This window comes from Paenibacillus sp. AD87, assembly GCF_001659845.1.
In the GTDB taxonomy this organism is placed as follows: Bacteria; Bacillota; Bacilli; order Paenibacillales; family Paenibacillaceae; genus Paenibacillus; species Paenibacillus marchantiae.
In genome coordinates, this window is record NZ_LXQN01000022.1 from 496,423 (window position 1) to 516,752 (window position 20,330).

Sequence of the window (20,330 nt, forward strand, 5' to 3'; positions counted from 1 at the left end):
AAGTGATGACAAGATGACACCCGAACACAACGAGCGGGTAGCTGCTGCGCCGGATGAAGGTGCAACCACTCCAACGAGTAGTGGAAGTCCTGAGTATGGAACCGTGGCCTTACCTGCACATCATTCATCACCAGCGTTGGAAGTATTAGACGTGAATGCTTCGTTCCGAGAGCGACGCAGCACATTGCCCGTTCTGGAGGGCCTGTCCCTGGCCGTGGAACAAGGAGAATTCGTAGCCATCGTCGGCCCTTCCGGCTGTGGCAAAAGCACCCTGTTTCACATCATCGGCGGTCTGCTGAAACCTCAGGAGGGCCAAATCCTGATGAATGGTCAGGATGTCACCGGACAACGCGGCAAGATTAGCTATATGCCGCAGCAGCCTGCCCTCTTCCCATGGCGTACCATTGAGGACAATGTGCTGCTTGCAGGTGAAGTGTCTGCGGATGCACCACCCCGAGCAGAGGCGCTTGCAGATGCCCGGAAGTGGCTGAGCAGTGTCGGACTGGCTGGGTTCGAACAAGCCTATCCGCATATGTTATCGGGCGGCATGCAGCAGCGGGTTGCCTTTCTGCGCGCCCTGCTCAGTCCGCAGGAGCTGATGCTGCTAGACGAGCCTTTTAGTGCGCTGGATGCACTGACCCGCAGCGACATGCAGCGCTGGCTGCTCGATATCTGGGAACAGAACCGCCGCTCGGTGCTGTTCATTACGCATAATATCGAGGAAGCATTATTGCTTGCGGACCGTATCTATGTTTTATCAAATCGGCCTGCGGCTGTACTTCACGAGGTCGATGTTCCCTTTGATCGTCCACGTCGCGAAGCGATCACGGAGGAATCTGCTTTTCTTGAACGGAAACGGCAGATTTCCCAGTGGATGAGAGAAGAACAGCAGAAAACCCGCCTATCTAAATAGTGCGGGTTTTTGAGTTATTTTTTCCCTAAAATGGGTGATCCAAGACAAACTACCCTGCGTATCATTGGTAAAAGACAAAAAGGAGGGGTCCATCCATGCAATCAACCGCTTTTGCACCCTTGATCGATGCTCATCTTCACCTGGACAAATATACACCTGAAGAACAACGTGAGATGCTGCATTCCTTCCCATCCCAGCAGGTTGAGTCTGTCATCGCCGTTTCCATGAATCTGGCTTCTGCCCAGACCAACTTGGAACTAGCTTCACAATACCCTCGTACCGTATATCCGGCCTTTGGGTTCCATCCCGAGCAGCCACTTCCGTCCCTGGCAGAGCAGGATCTATTTATCAAATGGATCGAAAAGCATATGGGACAAGCCACAGCGATTGGGGAAGTTGGATTGCCTTATTACAACCGACAGGAAGCCGAACAGATAGGGCAACGCTTTGATCAGAGCGGCTATATCGATCTGTTGGAGCGATTTATCCAGCTAGCGAAACGGCACGGTAAACCGATTGTGCTGCACGCTGTATACGAAGATGCCGATATCGCCTGTGACCTGCTGGAGCAATATCATCATCGCCGGGCACATTTTCACTGGTTCAAAGGTTCCAAGCGGACCGTCCAGCGAATGGCTGACAACGGATACTTCATCTCATTTACACCTGATATCATATACGAAGAGGAAATTCGCGAATTAGCTCGCCAGTATCCTTCCGAGCAGGTTATGGCAGAGACTGATGGACCTTGGCCTTTCGAGGGACCTTTTCAGGGAAGAATGACGCACCCTGCCATGACCAGACAGGTCATTCAAGCGTGGAGTGAAGTGACCGGTATGGGAACGGAGCGGGCTGCGCGTCTCTTTTATCAGAATACGAAACGCTTCTACGGTCTTCCTTAGTTCCGAATTGGCATCCATTCTTGTGCTGGTTCCTCAACTAAATAGAAATAGTATGCAAAAAAAGAAGTCAGTCGGCATCTGCCGAACTGACTTCTTTTGAATTTACACTTAACGTTTCAAGAATCCTTTGCCTTCGAGGAATGGCTTCATCTGTAGACGTACCGGTTCTGTGAGGCGTTTCGCCATCATTTCGGACCACGGTGTAGAACGTTCCCCTTGAGTGCGCTCCTTCATGTATGCAGCAGTCGTTTCGTCATAGCTCTCGACGCCTTTGAGAGTCTGCTCGGCGTTATAGCGGCCATGGTGCAGGACAGCATCCAGTGGTAGACGCGGACGAATACCCGTATCCTGATCAGCAACACCAATGCACATTCCATATACTGGATAGACGCCGTCGGGCAAACCCAATACTTCGCTCACTTCCTCAATACGGTTGCGCAGCCCGCCAATATATACAATTCCGAAACCTAGTGACTCTGCTGCAAGCGCAGCATTTTGCGATGCGAGTGCAACATCAATTGTGGCCACCATAAAGTTTTCAGTGGAGTCCTCATAGGATTCCTTTTCAGGCAAATGACGCTTGGCAGCATCACTCAGGCGATAAAGGTCAGCACACCATACGAGAAACACAGGGCATTCATTGACGTAAGACTGATTGCCTGCCAATTCAGCCAATTTGGCCTTCTGCTCCTGTTCGGTAACAGCAATTATAGTATAGGCCTGCACACTACTTGAAGAGGAAGCCATCTGCCCGGCCGCCACGATTGCTGCCAGCTGCTCCTCACTTACCGGGTCTGGCTTGAATTTCCGCACAGAGCGGTGCTTCATCATCAATTCAATGGTTTCGTTCATTGCTATTCACTCCCAATCCTCGTAGTACGAATTCAATGGTTTGCTCAGCCAGCTCATCTGTGTTCATATCCTGATATTCAAAGCTAAACCGCGAATTCTTAGCCCGTTTGTGCGCCAAAGCCACACCCATGACCTGAAGCATCGCATAAGATACGGACTCGATCTGAAACACGCCCTGCTCCTTGCCTTCTTGCAGCAGTTCTCTCACTCTGGTCCAGACGGGGTCCAAAAAACGAAACACGGTAGCTGTGCGATGGGTACGCAGTGTAATTTCAAGCTGCACAATATCGCTCATCTCCCGGTCCGTCATCGTGAATTTTACGACTTCACCTATGATTCGTCGGATACCCTCCACGGGGGAGGACATGGACTCTTCAGCCAACTCGTTCATCATATGATCAGGAAAAAAGTGCTCAAATAATGCTTCGAACACCTTTTCTTTTCCACCAAAATGATACGAGACCAGCGATACATTCGCACCCGCCTCATCACAGATTTGACGAACGCTCGTCCCGTCATACCCCTGCTGTGCAAAAAGCTTCTTGGCTGCAAGCAAAATCCTCGTTTTTATATCCAATTCCGGTTCCGTCATTCCGTCCGCTCCTCTTGTCCGTTCTATTCATTTGCTCCAGCTCACCGGGCTGCAGCGAGACTACTCTATCGTTTCATTATGAAAGTTTGTGCATCAAAGCGCAAGGTGAGCCGCCTGTGGTTCTGCAAAGCTAGCCACCTCAACCTACTATTAAACCAAGCACCCCGGTGAAAATCACCGGGGTGCTTGATCATATCCTATGAAGAACAACCATGATGACTGGAATATTAGCTGTTCATTTGAGCCGGGCTTGGTGCCCCAGCTGGCATGCGTTGTTTTTTCAACAACGTCACCACCAGGGAGAGGGCTACAGCAACCAGCAATACAATGGCAATTGAGCCAGCAGCGGATTGAACTCCAGGTCCGCCCAGTTGAGCACTCAGAACACCTTGAACGGCATATGTGGCTGGCAGATACTGACCAATACCACTGTAGAAGCTGTTCAGCAATTCACGTGGCACCATTGCACCGGAAGATACCAGTTGCAGCGACAGTGAAATGATGTTGAACAAACTTCCCGCTGGTCCAAAGCAGATCAGGAAGAACTGGGAGAAGAACATGAACGTGCAGAGGAACAACGCCTGGAACAACCAGAATGCGATAAATCCTTGCTCGATCTGTCCGCCCAGCGACACAATCAGTGATGATCCCAGCAGGGAAACCACAAGAGCAGACCCCAGATTAATGACCACTCTGGCTCCGAACAATGTCCAGCGGGAGTGAGTAGCCGACAGCATTCCCATCGCTGTCTGCAGGTTCATACCCATAATCATGGCTCCCACATAAGAAGCGAGTACCATCATCATCGGCACCATCTGATTGTTCATGCCGTTAACCGGATTAATGGAAGTGGTTGTACCTTCCACGCGGGTAGTCAGGTTGGCAGCAGCTTCAGCTGCCTGATCTGCAGGCGCTCCGGAAGCCGTCAACACAGCTTGCACACCTTGAGCGGTTGCTTGCTTGTTAATCGTGTTCGTCACACTTTGCGATACACCTTGCATCATGCTTTTTATCGTAACCGGGTTCGCCTCGTTAATGGTGTACTTAATTTCAGCAGTGGAACCGGCTGTCTGAATCAGCTCGTTAAACCCTGCAGGAATATTCAGCACCATATGAATCTTGCGATGATTTAACTGGTCAAGTGCTTCGGCAGCACTCAGATTAGTTAAGGTATGAAAAGGAAGCGTCTCAGCCATACGATCTGCGATCCCCTTGGACTGCTCTCCATCCTCATTGACAACGGCAACCGTCAATTCATTCATCCGGTCATTCACTCCGGAATATGCTGTCATCCAGATCACGCTGAAGATCACTTGGAACATAAGTGCCGTCACGATCCCCACAATTACTGGCGGTTTTTTCAACAATATACGTAAAGCCTGCAACATAAATGATGTCCTCCATTACTCATTAGTTCGAATTTGATGTAAACGATTGTTTAAATCAAACGATCGTTTTAAATTTTAAGTCTATATGTCTATATTGTCAATCTATTTCTGAAAGGTTCAGAAAGATTAAGATGTGTTTCGCAAACAATGAATTCCATTTCATAAGAGGACATCACTTCACATACTCACCTTCTAATAACAAGGAAAGGACCATTCCCTTAGCATATTTCAAACACCTTTCCTCAACAAAAAAAGCACGGTCCGCCGTAGCGGACCGCACCCTATGCTTACTTTTGAGCATAATGCAAAGTTGAATCACGTCCCTCAATGGACATCAGTCATTGCTTTTCAGTTTCATCCGTTGCAGACGCAGCGAATTCAATACAACCGATACAGAGCTGAACGCCATGGCCGCACCTGCCAACCAAGGAGCTAGGAAGCCTACTGCTGCAATTGGAATCCCAATCACGTTATAGCCAAGTGCCCAGAACAGGTTTTGCTTGATATTGCCCATCGTGCGCCGGCTCATCTCGATTGCATCTGCAATACTGTTCAGATCGCCGCGCATTAGCGTAATATCCGCTGCTTCCATCGCTACATCGGTTCCGGTTCCGATGGCCATACCAATATCGGCTGTAGCAAGGGCCGGAGCATCGTTGATACCATCTCCAACCATCGCTACCTTGAGGCCACTCTCCTGAAGTTTTTTCACTTCTGCCGCTTTACCCTCTGGCAGTACCTCAGCCAGAACTTTATTAATTCCGGCTTGCTCAGCTACAGCGCGTGCTGTCCGCTCATTGTCTCCCGTAATCATGATGACATCAATTCCCATAGCATGAAGCCGCTGAATGGCTTCCCGTGAAGTTTCCTTGATGGTATCCGCCACCGCAACAACCCCAGCCCATTGACCGTCCACGGCGACCAGCATCGCTGTGCGTCCTTGTTCCTCAAGGTTATTCATCTGTTGCATCGTTTCCTCGGAGACATTCACCTTCGCATCCGTAAGCAGTCGGCGTGTCCCGACCAGGATTTCTTGTCCCTGAACCCGAGCTCGCACACCATATCCCGGTATGTTCTCGAATTGCTCTGATTGGGTTATCTCAAGACCTTTACCTCGGATTCCTTCTACAATGGCCTCAGCCAATGGATGCTCCGAACTCTGCTCTGCTGCTCCCACCCGTTGCAGCAGGTCTGCTTCCGTCCATTCTGGAGCCGTCACCACATCCGTAAGCACGGGCTTGCCTTGGGTAACTGTACCTGTTTTGTCCAGTACAACGGTTTGGATCTGCTGTGCCGATTCCAGATGTTCGCCGCCTTTGAACAACACACCATATTCCGCCGCACGCCCTGATCCAGCCATAATGGACGTTGGAGTTGCGAGTCCAAGCGCACAAGGACAGGCTATGACAAGTACAGCAATCGCCTTCTCCAGCGAACCGGCAAAGTCACCGGGACTGGCGAAAAAATACCAGATCAGGAACGTGACTGCCGCGATGCCTACAACAATCGGAACAAAGATACCTGAGATCACATCGGCAATCCGCTGAATAGGGGCCTTGGAACCCTGCGCTTGTTCAACCACTTTAATAATCTGCGATAACGCCGTGTCCGAGCCCACGCGGGTCGCACGCAGTCTTAATACTCCAATTTTGTTCAGCGTAGCGCCTGTAACGGCGTCCCCTGGTTTTTTATCCACGGGCAGGCTCTCTCCGCTTAACATGGATTCGTCGACAGAAGACTGCCCCTCCTCCACGACGCCATCCACAGGAATGCTGTCTCCGGGTTTTACCAGAACGAGATCACCTACCGCGACATACGCAGACGGTACAATAACCTCCTGTCCATCACGAATCACTCTGGCTTCACGCGGAGCCAGTTCGATGAGGCTCTTGATTGCCTGAGAAGAACGTCCCTTGGCTACGGCCTCAAACCATTTTCCCAATAGGATCAACGTAATCAGAATTGCACTCGTCTCATAATAAAGCTCCACGGTTGGCATGGCTGCTGTAGCCATTCCCGTCCCACCATGATCCATCATGGTCGAAGCTGCATTGCCACTGGTCAGGGTCAGATACAGACTGTAGAAGAAAGCCGCACTTGTACCCAAAGCAACCAGTACATCCATATTGGCACTGCCATTACGGAGCGCTTTATAGGCTCCCACATAGAATTGCCATCCAATCACAAACTGTACTGGCGTTGCCAACACCAGTTGGAACCATGGGTTCATGAACAGATCCGGTACCCAGATCCACGAGGTAAATGAAAAGTGACCCACCATGGCCCAAAGCAGTGGCAAAGATAACAGGGAGGAGATCATCCATTTCCACTTTTTACGCTGTAATTCACGCTCACGCACTGATTGGGTATCTTCCTGTGTCTTCTGCAACTCTGCTCCATAACCGAGCTGTTTGATCTTCGCCGTAATATCGGTTGCCTTCAGTACTCCTGCTGCAAATTCCACATGTCCCGTTTCCAGCGCCAGGTTCACGTTTGCACGGGATACACCCGGCAACCGGGAAAGACCTTTTTCGATTCGAGTAGAACAAGCAGCACAGGTCATGCCTGTAATGTCCAGATCCACGGATTCCGTTACTGTACCATAGCCAAGCGCCTCCACCTTATCCCGCAAAGCATTGATGTTCGTTGTCTTCGGATCATAGGATACCGTTGCTTGTTCTATAGCGAGGTTAACATTCGCCTGATTGACCCCTTCCATTCGGGACAAACCCTTCTCAATCCGGGTAGAGCAGGCAGCACAGGTCATGCCTGTAATTTGCAGTGTTGTCTGCAATCCCGCCGCTTCCTGTGAAGGTACGGGTTCTGATACTGTTGCGTTTTCCGTTGTTGATGACTTATCCATGTTGTTAGCTCCTTTCTCTATGAAATATTCCTACACATCCAATACCCCCAAGGGGTATATAAAAGACAGAAAATCAGGCTTAAACAATGAACTCATTTAATGGAAAAGACCTGTTGAATTCCTTTCCATGCAAAGGGAAGTTCAGTTTAAGCCTGCGATGATTAGACTACGTCATATCCTTGATCTTCGATGGCTGCCTTGATCTGATCCACATTGACTTTTTGCTCGTCATATTCAACTGCGACAGTTCCTGCTGCCAGATCAACCTGACCATTCGCTCCCGCATTCTTCACAGCTTCTTCAACCGATTTCACACAGTGATTGCAAGACATTCCTGTAACGTTCAACGTAATATTAGACATGGGTAGTTCCTCCTTAGATATATAAATGATGAGTTCATTCAAAAATAATTACTTCATTAACTTTCTTACCGTTACCAACAATTCATCCACAACCTCATGCTCTCCGGCCTGAATGCGCTCAACGATGCAGCTCTTCATGTGGCCTTCCAGCAATAGCTTGCCTACTGAATTAAGAGCGGACTGAGCAGCCGCGATCTGTGTCAGCACATCATCACAATAGGTATCCTTCTCGATCAATCCCTTGATCCCGCGAATCTGTCCTTCAACACGGTTCAAGCGGGAAATCAGGTTGCCCTTCATCTCTTGGGAGTGATGGCTCTTGCGCACATGCTTTCCATCACTGCCTGACGTATGACATGAATTGGCTTGCTGATCATCTGTCTGTGAGACTTCGTTCACCTCTGTTACGGATGACTCCAAAGGTTCCTTGGGATGGCTCTGATGTTCCATCGCGAACACCCCTTTTCTTTCGTTCTGTAATAAGAGTAACATACCCCATGGGGGTATGCAAGACTATTTCTTTATTTTACTCCAAATGGATGTATTCCATGCTTCCTACGACTGCACTAATGCACCAGACATCTCATCAGTCTTCGTACAGGCACATTATAGTATGTATTCCATTCTGCTGCTGCGTACAGCCAGACCCATCTGCTCATAGAAAGCTTGAGCACCCGTATTAAATGTAGACACGGTCAGTTCAACACTGTCGACCTGCATTTTTTTGCCAAGTTGGATTAACTCCTGCATCAACAGTTTGCCTGTCCCATGTCCACGATGTTTGCTACCAACGATGATCTCATGGATATATAACATCTTTCGATCCTTTAACAAATCCACATTCTGAATAACATTCAACTGTGCGCTCGCATATCCAACAATCTCACCCTGTTCCAGCAATTCCGCAACATAGAGATAACGATGATCCGTTTCCAGTAGTTCTTCATATTCCTTATGACTCATTCTCGTCTGCAGCTCTCTGTATACGTCTGGCCTGGCCTCCACATGCAAGTGATGCAGTTCATCCATTAATGCAGATACTCCCGTGTAATCTCCGATGACAGCCCTTCTAATGTTAATCTCACTCATCTTCACATTCTCCTCTCACAAACGTTTCCCATGATTATACAATAAGACATCAGGAAGATGATGCTCCGTAACGTGCTTAACCATTCTGATATAAAAAAGCAGATACCTTAACGGTACCCGCTTCTTTTAAAGCTATATCTGGTTCCTCTTATTCTTTGGATGATTTACCTTCATCAAATGCTACAGGTGACGGTTTAGCAGACCATTCGTCCGCTTGCGGCTCAATATCCACACCGCTCAAAATTTTCTTTTTCTCCATCAAGGAATCCCCGTCTTCATCCAGTTTGTTGCGAATTGCCGCCTCATCCTGAGGTTGATTGTTCTGTGTCATGTTGGAGTCCTCCTCTTCGTAATCATGGTGATGTTCCTATATATAACTTACCCATTTTTTGCATTGTCATTCGGAATGTATACAAGGTTCAACAACCACTTGAAGAAAGTTCTCCGCATAACTTTATATTTTCGCCACTTTACTGCCTTTCACTTTAACATTCACAAGCAGGATGCTGGCAATAATCATAACCAGACCTGCGATCAGATTGACCGTAACTGACTCTCCGAGGAACAGCACACTGCATAACAGGGCGATCAGCGGAATCAGGAACGTAAACGATCCTACTTTGCTGGCTTCGCCGGAGCTAACCAGTTTGAAGAACGCGAGCCAGCCCATTGCAATGACAAACACCGAAATAAATAGCGTATCCAGTATAAAAGGAAGCACCCATTGCACATCAGCCCAGCTCTCTGTGACCGTACCCGTCAATGTCAGAACAACTCCGCCGATCAAAATCGGAATGGCTGTCATCCAGATTCCATCGACCTTCATTGAATTTCGCTTCATATATACGGTCCCGATCGCCCAGCTAATTGCGCTGAACAGCCCAAGCATAACCCCTTCAGGGGATACTTTGCCTGTCATGCCACCAATACTGATCGTAGCTACCCCTGCAAAACCGATAACCAATCCGGCAATTTTCAGTCCATACATGGACTCACCCAGCCACAACCATGCCCCGATTCCGAGCAGCACAGGCTGTAGGAACACGATGGATGAAAATAATCCTGCTGGCACTTCCGTCAGCCCCACGGTCTGAAAACCGTAGAAGAAGATGATGTTAAGCACCGCAGATATGGCATAGATATGCCAGGTTTGCTTCAGTCGCAGCGTTTTGTAGCGGGGAAAAGCATACAGCCCCAGCACCAGACCCCCAATCAACAGACGCATGCCTGCGAATATAAGCGGTGGTGTAAAATTTAATGCGTATTTGGTCAGGGGCCAGTTTACTCCCCACATGAGTACCAGAAAAGCCAGGACCCAGCCTGCTTTTGCACGTGATAAAGCCATATGTTTATTCTCCTATCCGGCACATATCTATAGGCGCAGTTTAATCAATCGTACACATTATCCTGCGCTCTTTCTGTGCCTGCAAACCATTTGGAATCCGATCCAGATCCGTTTTACATCCGTTCTTTGATCGTTCCGTGTCTTCATGATACAATAATGATCGAAATAATTGAAATGCATGTTAATCATAAGGAGCATACCATATTTGTTATGAACAACTCACAGTTGCAGTTATTTGTGAAAATTGCAGAGACGGGAAGCTTCACCCGTGCAGGCCAGGAACTGAATATGACACAGCCCGCAGTCAGTCGGGCCATCTCCTCGCTGGAGAATGAACTGGATGTCACTCTAATCATACGGGATCGTAGGAACGGCATCGTGCTTACGGATGTAGGACAGCGAATTCTGGTTATTTTCCGCCGCATTTTACAGCAATTTGATAAGGTACAGCAGGTCGTTGCCGCCGAAAAAGGGTTGGAGATTGGTACGATTCGTATTGGCTCTTTCCCTATGTCATCCGCCCATCTGCTGCCAAAAATCATCCGCTCGATTCGGGACCGCTATCCTCAGATTCAGTTTGAGTTGCACGAGGGGAACATCCTTGAAATTCAGGAGTGGCTAAGCTCACGCGCTATTGATGTAGCTCTCATTATTGCCACAGATAAAGAACCAGTAGATGTGGCTTATGAGACGCTTCCACTCTATAGCGAAGAGATGCTCGCAGTGTTTCGGGACGATGAACCTTTTGCGAATCAGGAAATTCTGCCCGTACAAATGCTGGACAAACACCCCATGATTATTTGCAAAGGCGGCTACGAGGTACCGATTGTTGATCTGTTCAATCGAGCAGATGCAGAATTACATTTCGGATTTGTCGTGTATAACGTAAACACTTGCCTTAGCATGATTGAGCAGGGACTCGGGACCGCCATGCTGCCTGCAATCTCACTATCCTGGGTGCCTCCGGGTGTCAAAGCACTCCCCACAGAGCCAAAAGCCTACCGCAATATTGAGATTGCCGTTCCTTCACTTGTTGATGCTTCTCCCGCATCCCGGTTATTTATTGAGACGGCACAGCAATTGTTCGGACAACGCTAACGAATCGATTGCACCTTCCAATCTAGCGCCAGTCGCTTCTATCTCAAACTCAAAAGGGCATCCCAAAGTCATGAATATGACCTTATGGGACGCCCTTTTATATTGTCCACCTCAGATAAACATCATTTACGCGTTTAGCTTTTTACCAGCAGTAGTACTACAAAATGCCCTGCTAAACCCAGCCTACGCCTGATCCTGGCGAGCAAGTGCAGCCAATGCACGCAGTGCCGCTTCGATCTCACGCTCAACAGCATCAGCTACCGCATTTGTATGCGGATCATACTCGGCGGCCAGGTCGCTGTCTGCGAATCCATCGATAGCGACAATAGCCCCGGCACGAACGCCACGCAGTGTGCTGACGATGTAGAGCGCGGCAATTTCCATCTCAGCGGCAAGAGCACCAGCCTGCTTGTACTTGCGATGAGGAATCTCTTCAACTCCTGTGAAGAATGCATCCAGCGTAACGGTAATGCCCACGCCAACTTTACCCGCACTTGAAGCTTTCGCTGCACTTGCATGCTCACGAGTTGCCTCGATTAACGCTTGTGTAACACCAAGGTCCGCTACCGCAGGGAAACCATCTGGTACCAGCTGACGTGTCAGCCCGTCCGTACGCACAGCGGCCGTGCTGACGATTACGCTGCCCGCTGGATAATCCGTTGTGTACGAGCCCGCTGTACCTACACGAATCAAGGTCGTTACCCCTGCCCGGATCAGTTCTTCGAAGCAGACAGCTGCTCCTGGTGAACCTACGCCATGGCTGACCACGGCCATTTGTACACCTTCATACAATCCTACAAACGTGCGATACTCCCGGCTGAACGCCAGTTCTCTCGCCTGCTCCAGCTTGCGGGAAATTTTCTCCGCACGTGCCGGATCACCACAGACAATGGCATATGCAGGCATATCTTCGGAATGAATTTGCAAAATAGGCATCAACATCTTAATCAAACTCCTTCTTCGTCCATTCGTCTTCCGGAATCGGAATATCTTCACCAGAGAAGCGCTGCTCCTTGAACGGATCGGCAAAATGATGGAAACCATTGACTTCCCAGAAGCCATTGCGATCTTCTTTCATGAATTCCAGACCCCGTATCCACTTCGCACTCTTCCAGAAGTAGAGTTGTGGAACAACCAAGCGCAGCGGATAACCGTGCTTTGGTGTGAGCGGCTCACCGTTAAATTTAAAAGCAAGCAATACATCATCATGCATCAGTTCTTCGAGCGGAACATTCGTTTCATAATCATGATCCGCGTGGATCATAACATATTTTGCTTCCGGTTTGACGCCAAGTAGCTTGATGAAATCCGAGAACCGTATGCCTTCCCATGGTGTATCAAACTTCGACCAGCGGGTAACACAATGAATATCGCTCACCGTGTTCACTTGAGGCATCGCCTGAAGCTCGGCGAAGGAGAACACCTTCACCTCTTCAACTTCACCGAATACCTTTAAATCCCAGGTGGAAAGGTCGTATTCCGGCACTTCACCTTCATGCAGAATCGGGAATTTCTCGGTCAGTACCTGCCCCGGTGGCAGTCGGTCTCCGTGCTCAGCACCCGCTTTGGGTGCCGGGCTTTTCGTTTTTTTCAGACGTTCAGCCTTATTATGCAAGCGTGATTCCTCCTTCTTTATATGCTTCAAGCATAACATTCAGGATTTAACGCGAGCTTCCGCCCGCTTTCAGTGCGTCTTGTGCATAAGTACGGTCCTTGAAGAAGAACATCGCCACCAGTGTCACAATATACGGCAGCATCATGGTAAAGTGAGTTGGCAACGCGAAGCCCTGCAGTCGGATACTAAGAGCTTCCATGAACCCGAACAGCACACTGGACCCCATAACGCCGAGCGGATTCGCTTGACCCAGCATGGTCGCTACCAATGCGATGAAGCCGCGACCTGCGGTCATGCCTTCGGTAAACATCGTAACCTGACCCAGCGATAACTGTGCACCCGCCAGGGCGCACAATACGCCGCACATCAGAACTGCACCATATTGAATACCGCGCACCTTGATGCCGATACTTTGTGCCGCTACCGGGTTCTCACCCACGGAACGAAGACGGAAACCGGAGACACTTTTGAACAGATAAAACTGCAAGGCAATTACGATAATAATCCCGAGATATACGAGCGGGCTATGCCCTGAGATAACATCGCCTACCCACGGAATGTCCTTAATAAGAGGGATGTCCCATTTGGGGAGTCCCACCATATCCTTGTCGTAGTATGCACCTTTTACATCAAAAATCGCCCGCAGCGCAAAAGTCGTCAGTCCTGTCGCCAGAAAGTTAAGCGAGATCCCGACCACAATGGCGTTGGCCTTCAGATTAATACTGATAAAGGCAAATAGCGCAGAAAACAACATGACGATCACAATGGAAAATATTACAGCCAACAGTACATTGCCGAACAGATAGTTACCGACAATAGCGGAGAAAGCACCGATCAGTACGAGTCCTTCCAGACCCACGTTGAACAGACCGACACGAGAGCATAAAGCCCCACCGAGCGCTGCAAGCAGGATCGGCGTCATAATCCGCAGAGTAGAGCCAAACATAGCTGCATCAAACAGTTGTTGCATTGGACTTTTTCTCCTTTCTCCGCTTCAGGAATGAATATCCGATCTGAGCCGAAACAAATAACGTCAATACCGCCTGGATGACACTGCCGACTTCCAGCGGCACATCCGTATTCCGTTCCATCCCCATAGCACCTGTCTGCAACGCTGCAAGCAGGATTGCCGCCACAGCTGTTCCTAGCGGATGCGAGCGGGCAAGCAAGGTCGCCATAATACCGCTCCATGCATAACTTGCCGATGACAACGATCCATCAAGGAAACGGTACTGTGTACCCAGCACTTCCCCTGCACCCGCAAGACCTGCAAGTCCACCACTGATGATCATGGACAGCATCATCATGCGAATGCGGCGCACGCCGCCATACGTTGCAAACGAAGGGTTACTACCCAGCATGCGGATCTCATAACCGGTTACTGTCTTGTGTGTGAACCAGTAGATGAGAATCGCCGCCACAATAGCAATGATGAAGCCAGCATGCAGTCCCATACCCTGGAACAGCTTCGGCAGCCAGACACTCTGATCAATCATTGGCGTCTGGGCCATTGCCGCCGATCCCGTGCGGTCTTTAAACGGATAGGATACCATGTATCCTCCAAAATAGATCGCAATATAGTTGAGCAGCAGCGTTGTGATCAACAGATTCATGCCAAAGCGGGCATCCAGCCAGCCTGCAAACAGCGACCAGACTCCACCGGCAATGATTCCAGCCACAATGGCTGCAATACAGACAAACCAGCCTGGACCCGGCAGGTAGAGCGCCGTCAACGCTGCACTAAGTCCGCCCAGAACCATCTGTCCTTCTGCACCCATGTTAAAAAATCCGGCGCGGAACGCCAGGGCTACGCCCAGTCCCGCAAGAATAATGGGCGTCGAACGCGCCAATGTGTTGGTGAAGAAGTAGAAGTTGCCGAAGGCCCCTTTCCACATCTCCGCATACGTATCCACCACAGACCCGCCAACGATCAGAATGGCTACAGCACCTGCCAGCAAACCGATGAATACGGCAAGCAGCGGCTGTATGAGTCCGCGAAGTGTTTCTTTTACCCGATTCATATCCGCTCTTTCCCTCCTGCCATCAACAAGCTGATCTGTTCTTCTGTTGCTTCATCTGCCTTCAGTTCCCCGGCAATTCCGCCTTCATACATGACAATGATCCGATCCGATAATTGCAAAATCTCGGACAATTCGGAGGAAACGAGTAGAATACCCGCACCCTCATTCCGTTTGCGCAGCAATTCAGCGTGGATGGTCTCCATCGCTCCGATGTCTACACCCCGTGTAGGTTCAGCCGCAATCAGAAACGGCGTATCCTGGGCAAATTCACGCGCAGCAATCAACTTCTGCAAGTTACCGCCGGATAGGAACTGCGCCTTCGTTTCTGCAGAACCGGTTTTAATGCTGAACTGCTTAATCCAGTTCTCCACCATGGTCCGTGCTGCCTTCGCTTTAATGATACCGCGTGATTGAAGCCGGTGATGGTGGCCCATCAGTCCATTTTCACGAACGCTCGCATCCTTCGCCGCTCCCCACATATAACGGTCCTCCGGGATATGGGCAAGCCCATGCTCCCGAATGCGCCGCACCGGCCAATTGGTTGTATCCTGCCCTGACAGCAGGACGCGACCGCTATCTGCCTTGCGCAGTCCGGCAATGATCTGAATCAGTTCAGATTGACCGTTTCCGGAAATGCCCGCGATTCCAACGACCTCGCCTTTCCGAACTTGCAAATGGATATCCTTGAGTGCAGAACGATCCTCTGCCCCTGACAGATTGACCGCTTCCACCTGAAGCACAGCTTCTCCCGGAACGGATGGTTGCTTGTCCATGCGAACCAGCTCACGACCTACCATCAAGCGGGACAGTTCCTCTACATTTGTATCTTTTGCTTCCAATGTACCTGTCACCTGACCATCACGAAGAACCGTGATACGGTCTGCCACATCCATGACTTCCTGCAGCTTGTGCGTGATCAATACAAAGGTTTTGCCCAGCTTGGCAAGGGATTTCATATTCGCGAGCAGTTCTTTCACTTCCAGTGGTGTTAGTACCGCTGATGGTTCATCCAATATAATGATGTCCGCGCCCTGATGCAGCACCTTGAGAATTTCAACACGCTGCTGCATGCCCAGAGGGCATTCAAATACTTTTTTCCACGGATCAACTGGCATGCCATACGTTCTGCCCAATTCATTCACCTGGGCCGCTGCCTGTTTGCGGTCAAATACACCTGCCGCAGACGGTTCACGCCCGATCACGATGTTCTCGGCAACCGTAAAGGAAGGAAACAGCATGAAATGCTGATGCACCATGCCGATACCACTTGCCATGGCCTGAGACGGAGTTGCGAAGCTGACCTCGCGTCCACGAACTTTGATTGTGCCTGATGTCGGTTGCTCCATTCCATACAACATGCGCATCAGGGTTGTTTTACCAGCGCCGTTCTCACCCACGAGGGCATGAATCTCTCCTTCTCGCAAATTAAAACGGATGTCCCGGTTAGCGGTGAAGCCGCCGTATTTCTTCGTAATCTGCTCCATCTCCAACAGCATATCTCGCGTTCTCTCCTCTCGGTCTTAAATAGCAGCAAAACCGGCTGCCTGATCGGGCAGCCGGCTGATCAACTCAATTACTCAATCCTATGAAACAAACAATACTACTGTTGCAATGGATCTTTCACAACGATTTTGCCAGATACGATATCATCCTTGATTGCTTTAACCTTGTCGATAACTTCTTGTCCAACAAAAGCATTCAATGGAGTTTCGCTATCACGTGTTACGTAAGTCAGGCCTACGCCATCTTCTTTCAAGCCATAGTTCACAGCGCCCGCCTTGAAGTTTCCTTCAACGAAGTCTTTCACCGTCTGGTAAGAAACTGTATCAGTCGACTTTAATTGAGATAATACGATATGTTCCGGATCTTCAACGGTACGGTCCGTATCCTGACCGGAAGTATAGAAGCCTTTTTCTTTCGCGGCTTCGAACACGCCCAGATCCCCTACAGCGGATGCTGCGGCAATGAAGTCAGCACCTTTGCCGAATTGTACCAACGCAAGCTCTTTGGCTTTGGCCGGGTCGTTAAATCCACCAACGTAGTTCACAAGGAATTCCGCTTTCGGGTTAACCGATTCCAGACCAGCTTTGAAACCTTCTGTATATTTCTTGATCAATGGAACGTCCATCGCGGCAATCATACCGACTTTGTCTGTTTTCGTAGACAGTCCGGCAGCTGCACCAAGCAGGTATGCTCCTTCATATTCATGGAAACCAACGCTACGTACGTTCGGTAGATCCACCGTTGTGTCTACAACGGCAAAGGATTTGTCGGGATTTTCGGCAGCTACTTTTTTCAGTGCATCTTCTGCCTGGAATGTCGCTGTAATGATCAGATCATAGTTCTCAGCAACTGCAGCACGCAGGTTTTGCTCAAATGCTGCCGGGTCAGTCGATTCAATCGTTTTGGTATCTACCTTGAATTCCTCGCCTGCTTTTTTGAAACCTTCATCCATCTGTACGAAGAACGGGTTTACCCCGATTTTTTCAGGAAGTACAAGCGCCATGCGCAGTGATTTTTCACTGTCGCCACCTTGGGCCGATTGTTCGTCTTTGGAAGCAGAATTTCCACAAGCCGCCAGCAATATAGCCAACATGATGATCGATAAGACGAACGATAAACCTCTTTTCATTTTGAAAATTCCCCTTTTCACTATTCTTTTTTTATAATCCTAGCGGATACTGTCGATCCTTGTCAATAAATCTTTGAGCGTATACACTAAATGGAATATAATAGTTGATTCGCCTTCGACAGAGCCTCCGAAGCCTCTCTATACCAAGGTTTTTTCCGTTGACATCCAGAGCTGCTCCATGCTAAAGTCAATCCAATTATTATATTCAGATAGGATTTGTCAGAATTATAACGCAATCTTATTTATTTTCCAACCCTATTTTGAGGAGGCTATTCATTTGAAAAAAATCACCCAGATCACACTGGCCGCTCTGCTCGCCGCTCCGGTAACACTCGGCAGCCTCAGCTTGCCCGCTTCGGTATCCGCAGCATCCGCCACTTCCGCTGGACAAACGACCTCACAGGCTGTTAAAGGACCGGTAGCACAAGCTCCTTCAGTTTATACCGAGAGTGCAGCTGATTACGCCCAATTCCTGCAAGCTAAATACAATATCCAATTGCCGAAACAGTTAACGAAGGGTGACTTCATCAAGGCGATTGCTACCATTCTTGAAGCCGATCAAGCTGCTCCTGCTACAGATGAAGCAAGTGACAGTAAAGTTAAGGCCCCATCCTTTACTGATCTGAAATCGAATGATTCTGCTTATAAAGCTGCCGTTTCCTTATATAACAATGGCATCCTATCCGGTACGGAAGTTCGTGCCAATGACAAACTGAGCACTTATGCCGCTGTCTTCATCGCAGTCAAAGCAGCCGGATTCAAAGAGCTGGCCTATACATATCCTAAAGACAAAACAGCAAAGGCACTTGCAAAACTGGGCATTAGCCCAAGCCGCGTGCAGGGACAAGCCGCGCAGGAACTGGCCGCTGCCATCGATACAGGTCTAATTCCGGAAAGTCTGTACCCCGCTCTCCGTAAGGGTGGCGAAGCGAGTTCCGATTTTGCCAACATTTTGCTTGGACGGGTATTGACCAGTCAGGGTAAATATAAAAATGAAATTGGCCGTTCCGGCGACGCTGACATTTACTCCAAATTGTACGCTGCCTATCGCACTGCTGATTTAATAGAAGCACCGGATCTTCGGACCATTGTGGATCAAGCTCTGCGGAATGATCTCGTCACAGGTTACAATCTTAAGGATAGTCGCTTTGATTCCAACTTCATCGATGAACTGACTTTAACTTACGGACATGATGATATTAAACACGCGGTGCAGTTAATTGGACTGTTGCGCAGTGAAGGCATTGATGCCGACGTACAGTTCCAGCCGAAGACATCTGCCTTCATCTATTTGAAGGAATGGGGAGAGCCCAAAGAAACACCGGATTACAAAGTAACCCAGATCGAGAATGGCAACTACATCGCCTACGCCAAAGAATATGACATTCAGTTCGAGTTCAATAACACAGCGGACAAAGCCCGCTTCAACGACATTATATTGAAGTATGCCAAAAAGAATAGCGATGACACCTCTGCCTTGATCCATGCTTCCTGGTGGCAGCCGCTGTATTATTCGCCGACTGCTCTCGCAGAATATCCGGTCATTGCCAACAATAAAATTTCACTTGGCAACTACTACGCACAATCCTTCTCCCTTAAGGAGAATTCCAAGGCGATTCAGGAAGGATTCCGTAAGCTGGCCCCTGATGCGGACATTTCCAGTTACACCTTCTGGGTTGACCACCCGTTCTTCAATTATCTCAACGGGGAATCGGAATAAATCGAACATAATGCTAGGTGCATTAAAGCTCGCATTTTGACATAATATAAAGCCGTCTTTACCGAACTTTTCAATGGATTCGACCCATTGGTTCGTAAAGGCGGTTTTTTGTTTATTTTTTTGCAAATTTCTTCTCAAAAAAATATTTTCCATTGAAGGATTTACCAGTAAAAGGTCGAATAACATAGATACACAAACACGCAATCACATTTACACATATCTGTAAGACAGGAGTTAATCATGGTATACGACGGCATTCTGCTAGGCTTGATCGTTGGACTGTTCCGGGGAGGATTTCGGTATGGTCTCCACCAGTTTGCAGCACTCAAGCTGCGAGGCGGATGGATATTCCCGCTGTTGCTGCTGGCCCAGTTCTTCATCTTTTTCTTGCAGGAAAGGCTTGATTGGGTTGCATCCATCAACGGGTACCTGTTTGCTGCCGTTTATGTCACAGGTCTAGCATTTTTGTGGCTTAATCGACATTACAAAGGTTTTACGTTGATCTGGATCGGTGTCTTTCTCAATTTCATCGTCATGGCAGTGAACGGTGGGCGTATGCCGGTTTCTGTGGAAGCCTCTGCTGTCCTCGGCCCCTACTATGTGGACATGCTGCGCGAAGGCGGAGCAGTATCGAAACACTATATGATGGATGCTTCTACACATCTTTCATTCCTAGGTGATATCATCCCGCTGTCCAGCCCTTATCCGCGGACCCAGGTGATCAGCATCGGCGATGTGGTCATGAACATTGGCATATTCCTGTTTATCCAGTACATGATGGTGAATCGAACCGGAGAAGCTTTGCAGCCAGTGAGTTCCATCAGGCCTGAAGACATTCGGACAGACTCCAAGGAAGGGAGGTCTTTTCCATGAAAAAATTCGAAGGCATTAAATATTCCCGTCTCGTCATCAACGCAATCATCGTAGCTTCTGTCGTT

At 49.0% G+C, this 20,330-nt stretch carries 20 protein-coding genes; 5 read left to right on the forward strand and 15 right to left on the reverse strand.

Going from position 1 to position 20,330, the window contains the following annotated elements:
• Positions 1-13 precede the first annotated feature (13 nt).
• Positions 14-913, forward strand: coding sequence for an ABC transporter ATP-binding protein (locus gpAD87_RS30385; protein ID WP_231952954.1), 900 nt, complete (start codon positions 14-16; stop codon positions 911-913).
• A gap of 95 nt (positions 914-1,008) precedes the next feature.
• Entirely contained in the window at positions 1,009-1,815 is an 807-nt protein-coding gene (locus gpAD87_RS30390; protein WP_064642689.1) for a TatD family hydrolase, read from the forward strand.
• Between the two features lie 108 nt (positions 1,816-1,923).
• Here gpAD87_RS30390 and nfsA read toward each other — a convergent pair whose 3' ends face one another.
• The 9 genes from nfsA to gpAD87_RS30435 all read right to left on the reverse strand — a co-directional run bounded on the left by nfsA (position 1,924) and on the right by gpAD87_RS30435 (position 10,306).
• The gene (gene nfsA, locus gpAD87_RS30395) at positions 1,924-2,667 is read right to left on the reverse strand and encodes an oxygen-insensitive NADPH nitroreductase (RefSeq protein ID WP_063566246.1); all 744 of its coding nucleotides are present in this window, start codon (positions 2,665-2,667) and stop codon (positions 1,924-1,926) included.
• On the reverse strand, positions 2,651-3,259 hold the full coding sequence (locus tag gpAD87_RS30400; RefSeq protein WP_064642691.1) for a TetR family transcriptional regulator: 609 nt from the start codon (positions 3,257-3,259) through the stop codon (positions 2,651-2,653). Before gpAD87_RS30400 ends, nfsA begins: the two co-directional genes overlap by 17 nt.
• 227 nt (positions 3,260-3,486) lie before the next feature.
• The gene (locus tag gpAD87_RS30405) at positions 3,487-4,647 is read right to left on the reverse strand and encodes a YhgE/Pip domain-containing protein (protein ID WP_064642692.1); all 1,161 of its coding nucleotides are present in this window, start codon (positions 4,645-4,647) and stop codon (positions 3,487-3,489) included.
• A 334-nt stretch (positions 4,648-4,981) separates the two neighbouring features.
• The gene (locus gpAD87_RS30410) at positions 4,982-7,510 is read right to left on the reverse strand and encodes a heavy metal translocating P-type ATPase (protein WP_064642694.1); all 2,529 of its coding nucleotides are present in this window, start codon (positions 7,508-7,510) and stop codon (positions 4,982-4,984) included.
• Positions 7,511-7,671: 161 nt separating this feature from the next.
• A complete protein-coding gene (locus tag gpAD87_RS30415; RefSeq protein WP_053779829.1) occupies positions 7,672-7,872 on the reverse strand; it encodes a copper ion binding protein in 201 nt (66 codons plus the stop codon).
• Positions 7,873-7,920: 48 nt separating this feature from the next.
• A complete protein-coding gene (locus tag gpAD87_RS30420) occupies positions 7,921-8,322 on the reverse strand; it encodes a metal-sensitive transcriptional regulator (RefSeq protein ID WP_082935409.1) in 402 nt (133 codons plus the stop codon).
• Positions 8,323-8,478: 156 nt separating this feature from the next.
• The gene (locus gpAD87_RS30425; RefSeq protein WP_064642696.1) at positions 8,479-8,961 is read right to left on the reverse strand and encodes a GNAT family N-acetyltransferase; all 483 of its coding nucleotides are present in this window, start codon (positions 8,959-8,961) and stop codon (positions 8,479-8,481) included.
• A gap of 148 nt (positions 8,962-9,109) precedes the next feature.
• On the reverse strand, positions 9,110-9,292 hold the full coding sequence (locus gpAD87_RS30430; RefSeq protein ID WP_063566250.1) for a hypothetical protein: 183 nt from the start codon (positions 9,290-9,292) through the stop codon (positions 9,110-9,112).
• A gap of 123 nt (positions 9,293-9,415) precedes the next feature.
• Positions 9,416-10,306 (reverse strand): DMT family transporter, encoded by an 891-nt coding sequence (locus gpAD87_RS30435; RefSeq protein ID WP_063566251.1) that lies wholly within the window; start codon positions 10,304-10,306, stop codon positions 9,416-9,418.
• Between the two features lie 210 nt (positions 10,307-10,516).
• Between gpAD87_RS30435 and gpAD87_RS30440 the strand changes: the two genes are divergently transcribed.
• Positions 10,517-11,404 (forward strand): LysR family transcriptional regulator, encoded by an 888-nt coding sequence (locus gpAD87_RS30440; RefSeq protein ID WP_064642698.1) that lies wholly within the window; start codon positions 10,517-10,519, stop codon positions 11,402-11,404.
• A gap of 183 nt (positions 11,405-11,587) precedes the next feature.
• Here the strand turns inward: gpAD87_RS30440 and gpAD87_RS30445 are convergent, their stop codons facing one another.
• The 6 genes from gpAD87_RS30445 to gpAD87_RS30470 all read right to left on the reverse strand — a co-directional run bounded on the left by gpAD87_RS30445 (position 11,588) and on the right by gpAD87_RS30470 (position 17,672).
• Positions 11,588-12,346 (reverse strand): nucleoside phosphorylase, encoded by a 759-nt coding sequence (locus tag gpAD87_RS30445; protein ID WP_064642700.1) that lies wholly within the window; start codon positions 12,344-12,346, stop codon positions 11,588-11,590.
• Position 12,347: 1 nt separating this feature from the next.
• Positions 12,348-13,019 carry a sulfite oxidase-like oxidoreductase gene (locus gpAD87_RS30450; protein WP_064642702.1) on the reverse strand — a complete coding sequence of 224 codons (672 nt, stop codon included), beginning with the start codon at positions 13,017-13,019 and terminating at the stop codon, positions 12,348-12,350.
• A gap of 46 nt (positions 13,020-13,065) precedes the next feature.
• Positions 13,066-13,989, reverse strand: a complete 924-nt coding sequence (locus gpAD87_RS30455; protein WP_024632282.1) for an ABC transporter permease — start codon at positions 13,987-13,989, stop codon at positions 13,066-13,068.
• The gene (locus gpAD87_RS30460) at positions 13,973-15,040 is read right to left on the reverse strand and encodes an ABC transporter permease (protein ID WP_063566254.1); all 1,068 of its coding nucleotides are present in this window, start codon (positions 15,038-15,040) and stop codon (positions 13,973-13,975) included. Before gpAD87_RS30460 ends, gpAD87_RS30455 begins: the two co-directional genes overlap by 17 nt.
• Positions 15,037-16,536: an ABC transporter ATP-binding protein gene (locus tag gpAD87_RS30465; protein WP_063566255.1), complete on the reverse strand. Its 1,500-nt coding sequence runs from the start codon at positions 16,534-16,536 to the stop codon at positions 15,037-15,039. Before gpAD87_RS30465 ends, gpAD87_RS30460 begins: the two co-directional genes overlap by 4 nt.
• A 104-nt stretch (positions 16,537-16,640) precedes the next feature.
• Positions 16,641-17,672, reverse strand: coding sequence for a BMP family lipoprotein (locus gpAD87_RS30470; protein ID WP_064642704.1), 1,032 nt, complete (start codon positions 17,670-17,672; stop codon positions 16,641-16,643).
• A gap of 277 nt (positions 17,673-17,949) precedes the next feature.
• On the opposite strand from gpAD87_RS30470, the gene gpAD87_RS30475 reads away from it, so the two are divergent.
• Positions 17,950-19,392: a hypothetical protein gene (locus gpAD87_RS30475; protein WP_064642706.1), complete on the forward strand. Its 1,443-nt coding sequence runs from the start codon at positions 17,950-17,952 to the stop codon at positions 19,390-19,392.
• Between the two features lie 240 nt (positions 19,393-19,632).
• A complete protein-coding gene (locus gpAD87_RS30480) occupies positions 19,633-20,265 on the forward strand; it encodes a DUF5317 domain-containing protein (RefSeq protein WP_064642708.1) in 633 nt (210 codons plus the stop codon).
• The last annotated feature ends 65 nt before the right edge of the window (positions 20,266-20,330 follow it).

What these genes read in the sequence shown, in the direction of transcription:
- gpAD87_RS30385 (WP_231952954.1), top strand. Translation starts at nt 14, where the DNA reads ATGACACCCGAACACAACGAGCGGGTAGCTGCTGCGCCGGATGAAGGT.
- gpAD87_RS30390 (WP_064642689.1), top strand. Translation starts at nt 1,009, where the DNA reads ATGCAATCAACCGCTTTTGCACCCTTGATCGATGCTCATCTTCACCTG.
- nfsA (WP_063566246.1), bottom strand. Translation starts at nt 2,667, where the DNA reads ATGAACGAAACCATTGAATTGATGATGAAGCACCGCTCTGTGCGGAAA.
- gpAD87_RS30400 (WP_064642691.1), bottom strand. Translation starts at nt 3,259, where the DNA reads ATGACGGAACCGGAATTGGATATAAAAACGAGGATTTTGCTTGCAGCC.
- gpAD87_RS30405 (WP_064642692.1), bottom strand. Translation starts at nt 4,647, where the DNA reads ATGTTGCAGGCTTTACGTATATTGTTGAAAAAACCGCCAGTAATTGTG.
- gpAD87_RS30410 (WP_064642694.1), bottom strand. Translation starts at nt 7,510, where the DNA reads ATGGATAAGTCATCAACAACGGAAAACGCAACAGTATCAGAACCCGTA.
- gpAD87_RS30415 (WP_053779829.1), bottom strand. Translation starts at nt 7,872, where the DNA reads ATGTCTAATATTACGTTGAACGTTACAGGAATGTCTTGCAATCACTGT.
- gpAD87_RS30420 (WP_082935409.1), bottom strand. Translation starts at nt 8,322, where the DNA reads ATGGAACATCAGAGCCATCCCAAGGAACCTTTGGAGTCATCCGTAACA.
- gpAD87_RS30425 (WP_064642696.1), bottom strand. Translation starts at nt 8,961, where the DNA reads ATGAGTGAGATTAACATTAGAAGGGCTGTCATCGGAGATTACACGGGA.
- gpAD87_RS30430 (WP_063566250.1), bottom strand. Translation starts at nt 9,292, where the DNA reads ATGACACAGAACAATCAACCTCAGGATGAGGCGGCAATTCGCAACAAA.
- gpAD87_RS30435 (WP_063566251.1), bottom strand. Translation starts at nt 10,306, where the DNA reads ATGGCTTTATCACGTGCAAAAGCAGGCTGGGTCCTGGCTTTTCTGGTA.
- gpAD87_RS30440 (WP_064642698.1), top strand. Translation starts at nt 10,517, where the DNA reads ATGAACAACTCACAGTTGCAGTTATTTGTGAAAATTGCAGAGACGGGA.
- gpAD87_RS30445 (WP_064642700.1), bottom strand. Translation starts at nt 12,346, where the DNA reads ATGTTGATGCCTATTTTGCAAATTCATTCCGAAGATATGCCTGCATAT.
- gpAD87_RS30455 (WP_024632282.1), bottom strand. Translation starts at nt 13,989, where the DNA reads ATGCAACAACTGTTTGATGCAGCTATGTTTGGCTCTACTCTGCGGATT.
- gpAD87_RS30460 (WP_063566254.1), bottom strand. Translation starts at nt 15,040, where the DNA reads ATGAATCGGGTAAAAGAAACACTTCGCGGACTCATACAGCCGCTGCTT.
- gpAD87_RS30465 (WP_063566255.1), bottom strand. Translation starts at nt 16,536, where the DNA reads ATGCTGTTGGAGATGGAGCAGATTACGAAGAAATACGGCGGCTTCACC.
- gpAD87_RS30470 (WP_064642704.1), bottom strand. Translation starts at nt 17,672, where the DNA reads ATGAAAAGAGGTTTATCGTTCGTCTTATCGATCATCATGTTGGCTATA.
- gpAD87_RS30480 (WP_064642708.1), top strand. Translation starts at nt 19,633, where the DNA reads ATGGTATACGACGGCATTCTGCTAGGCTTGATCGTTGGACTGTTCCGG.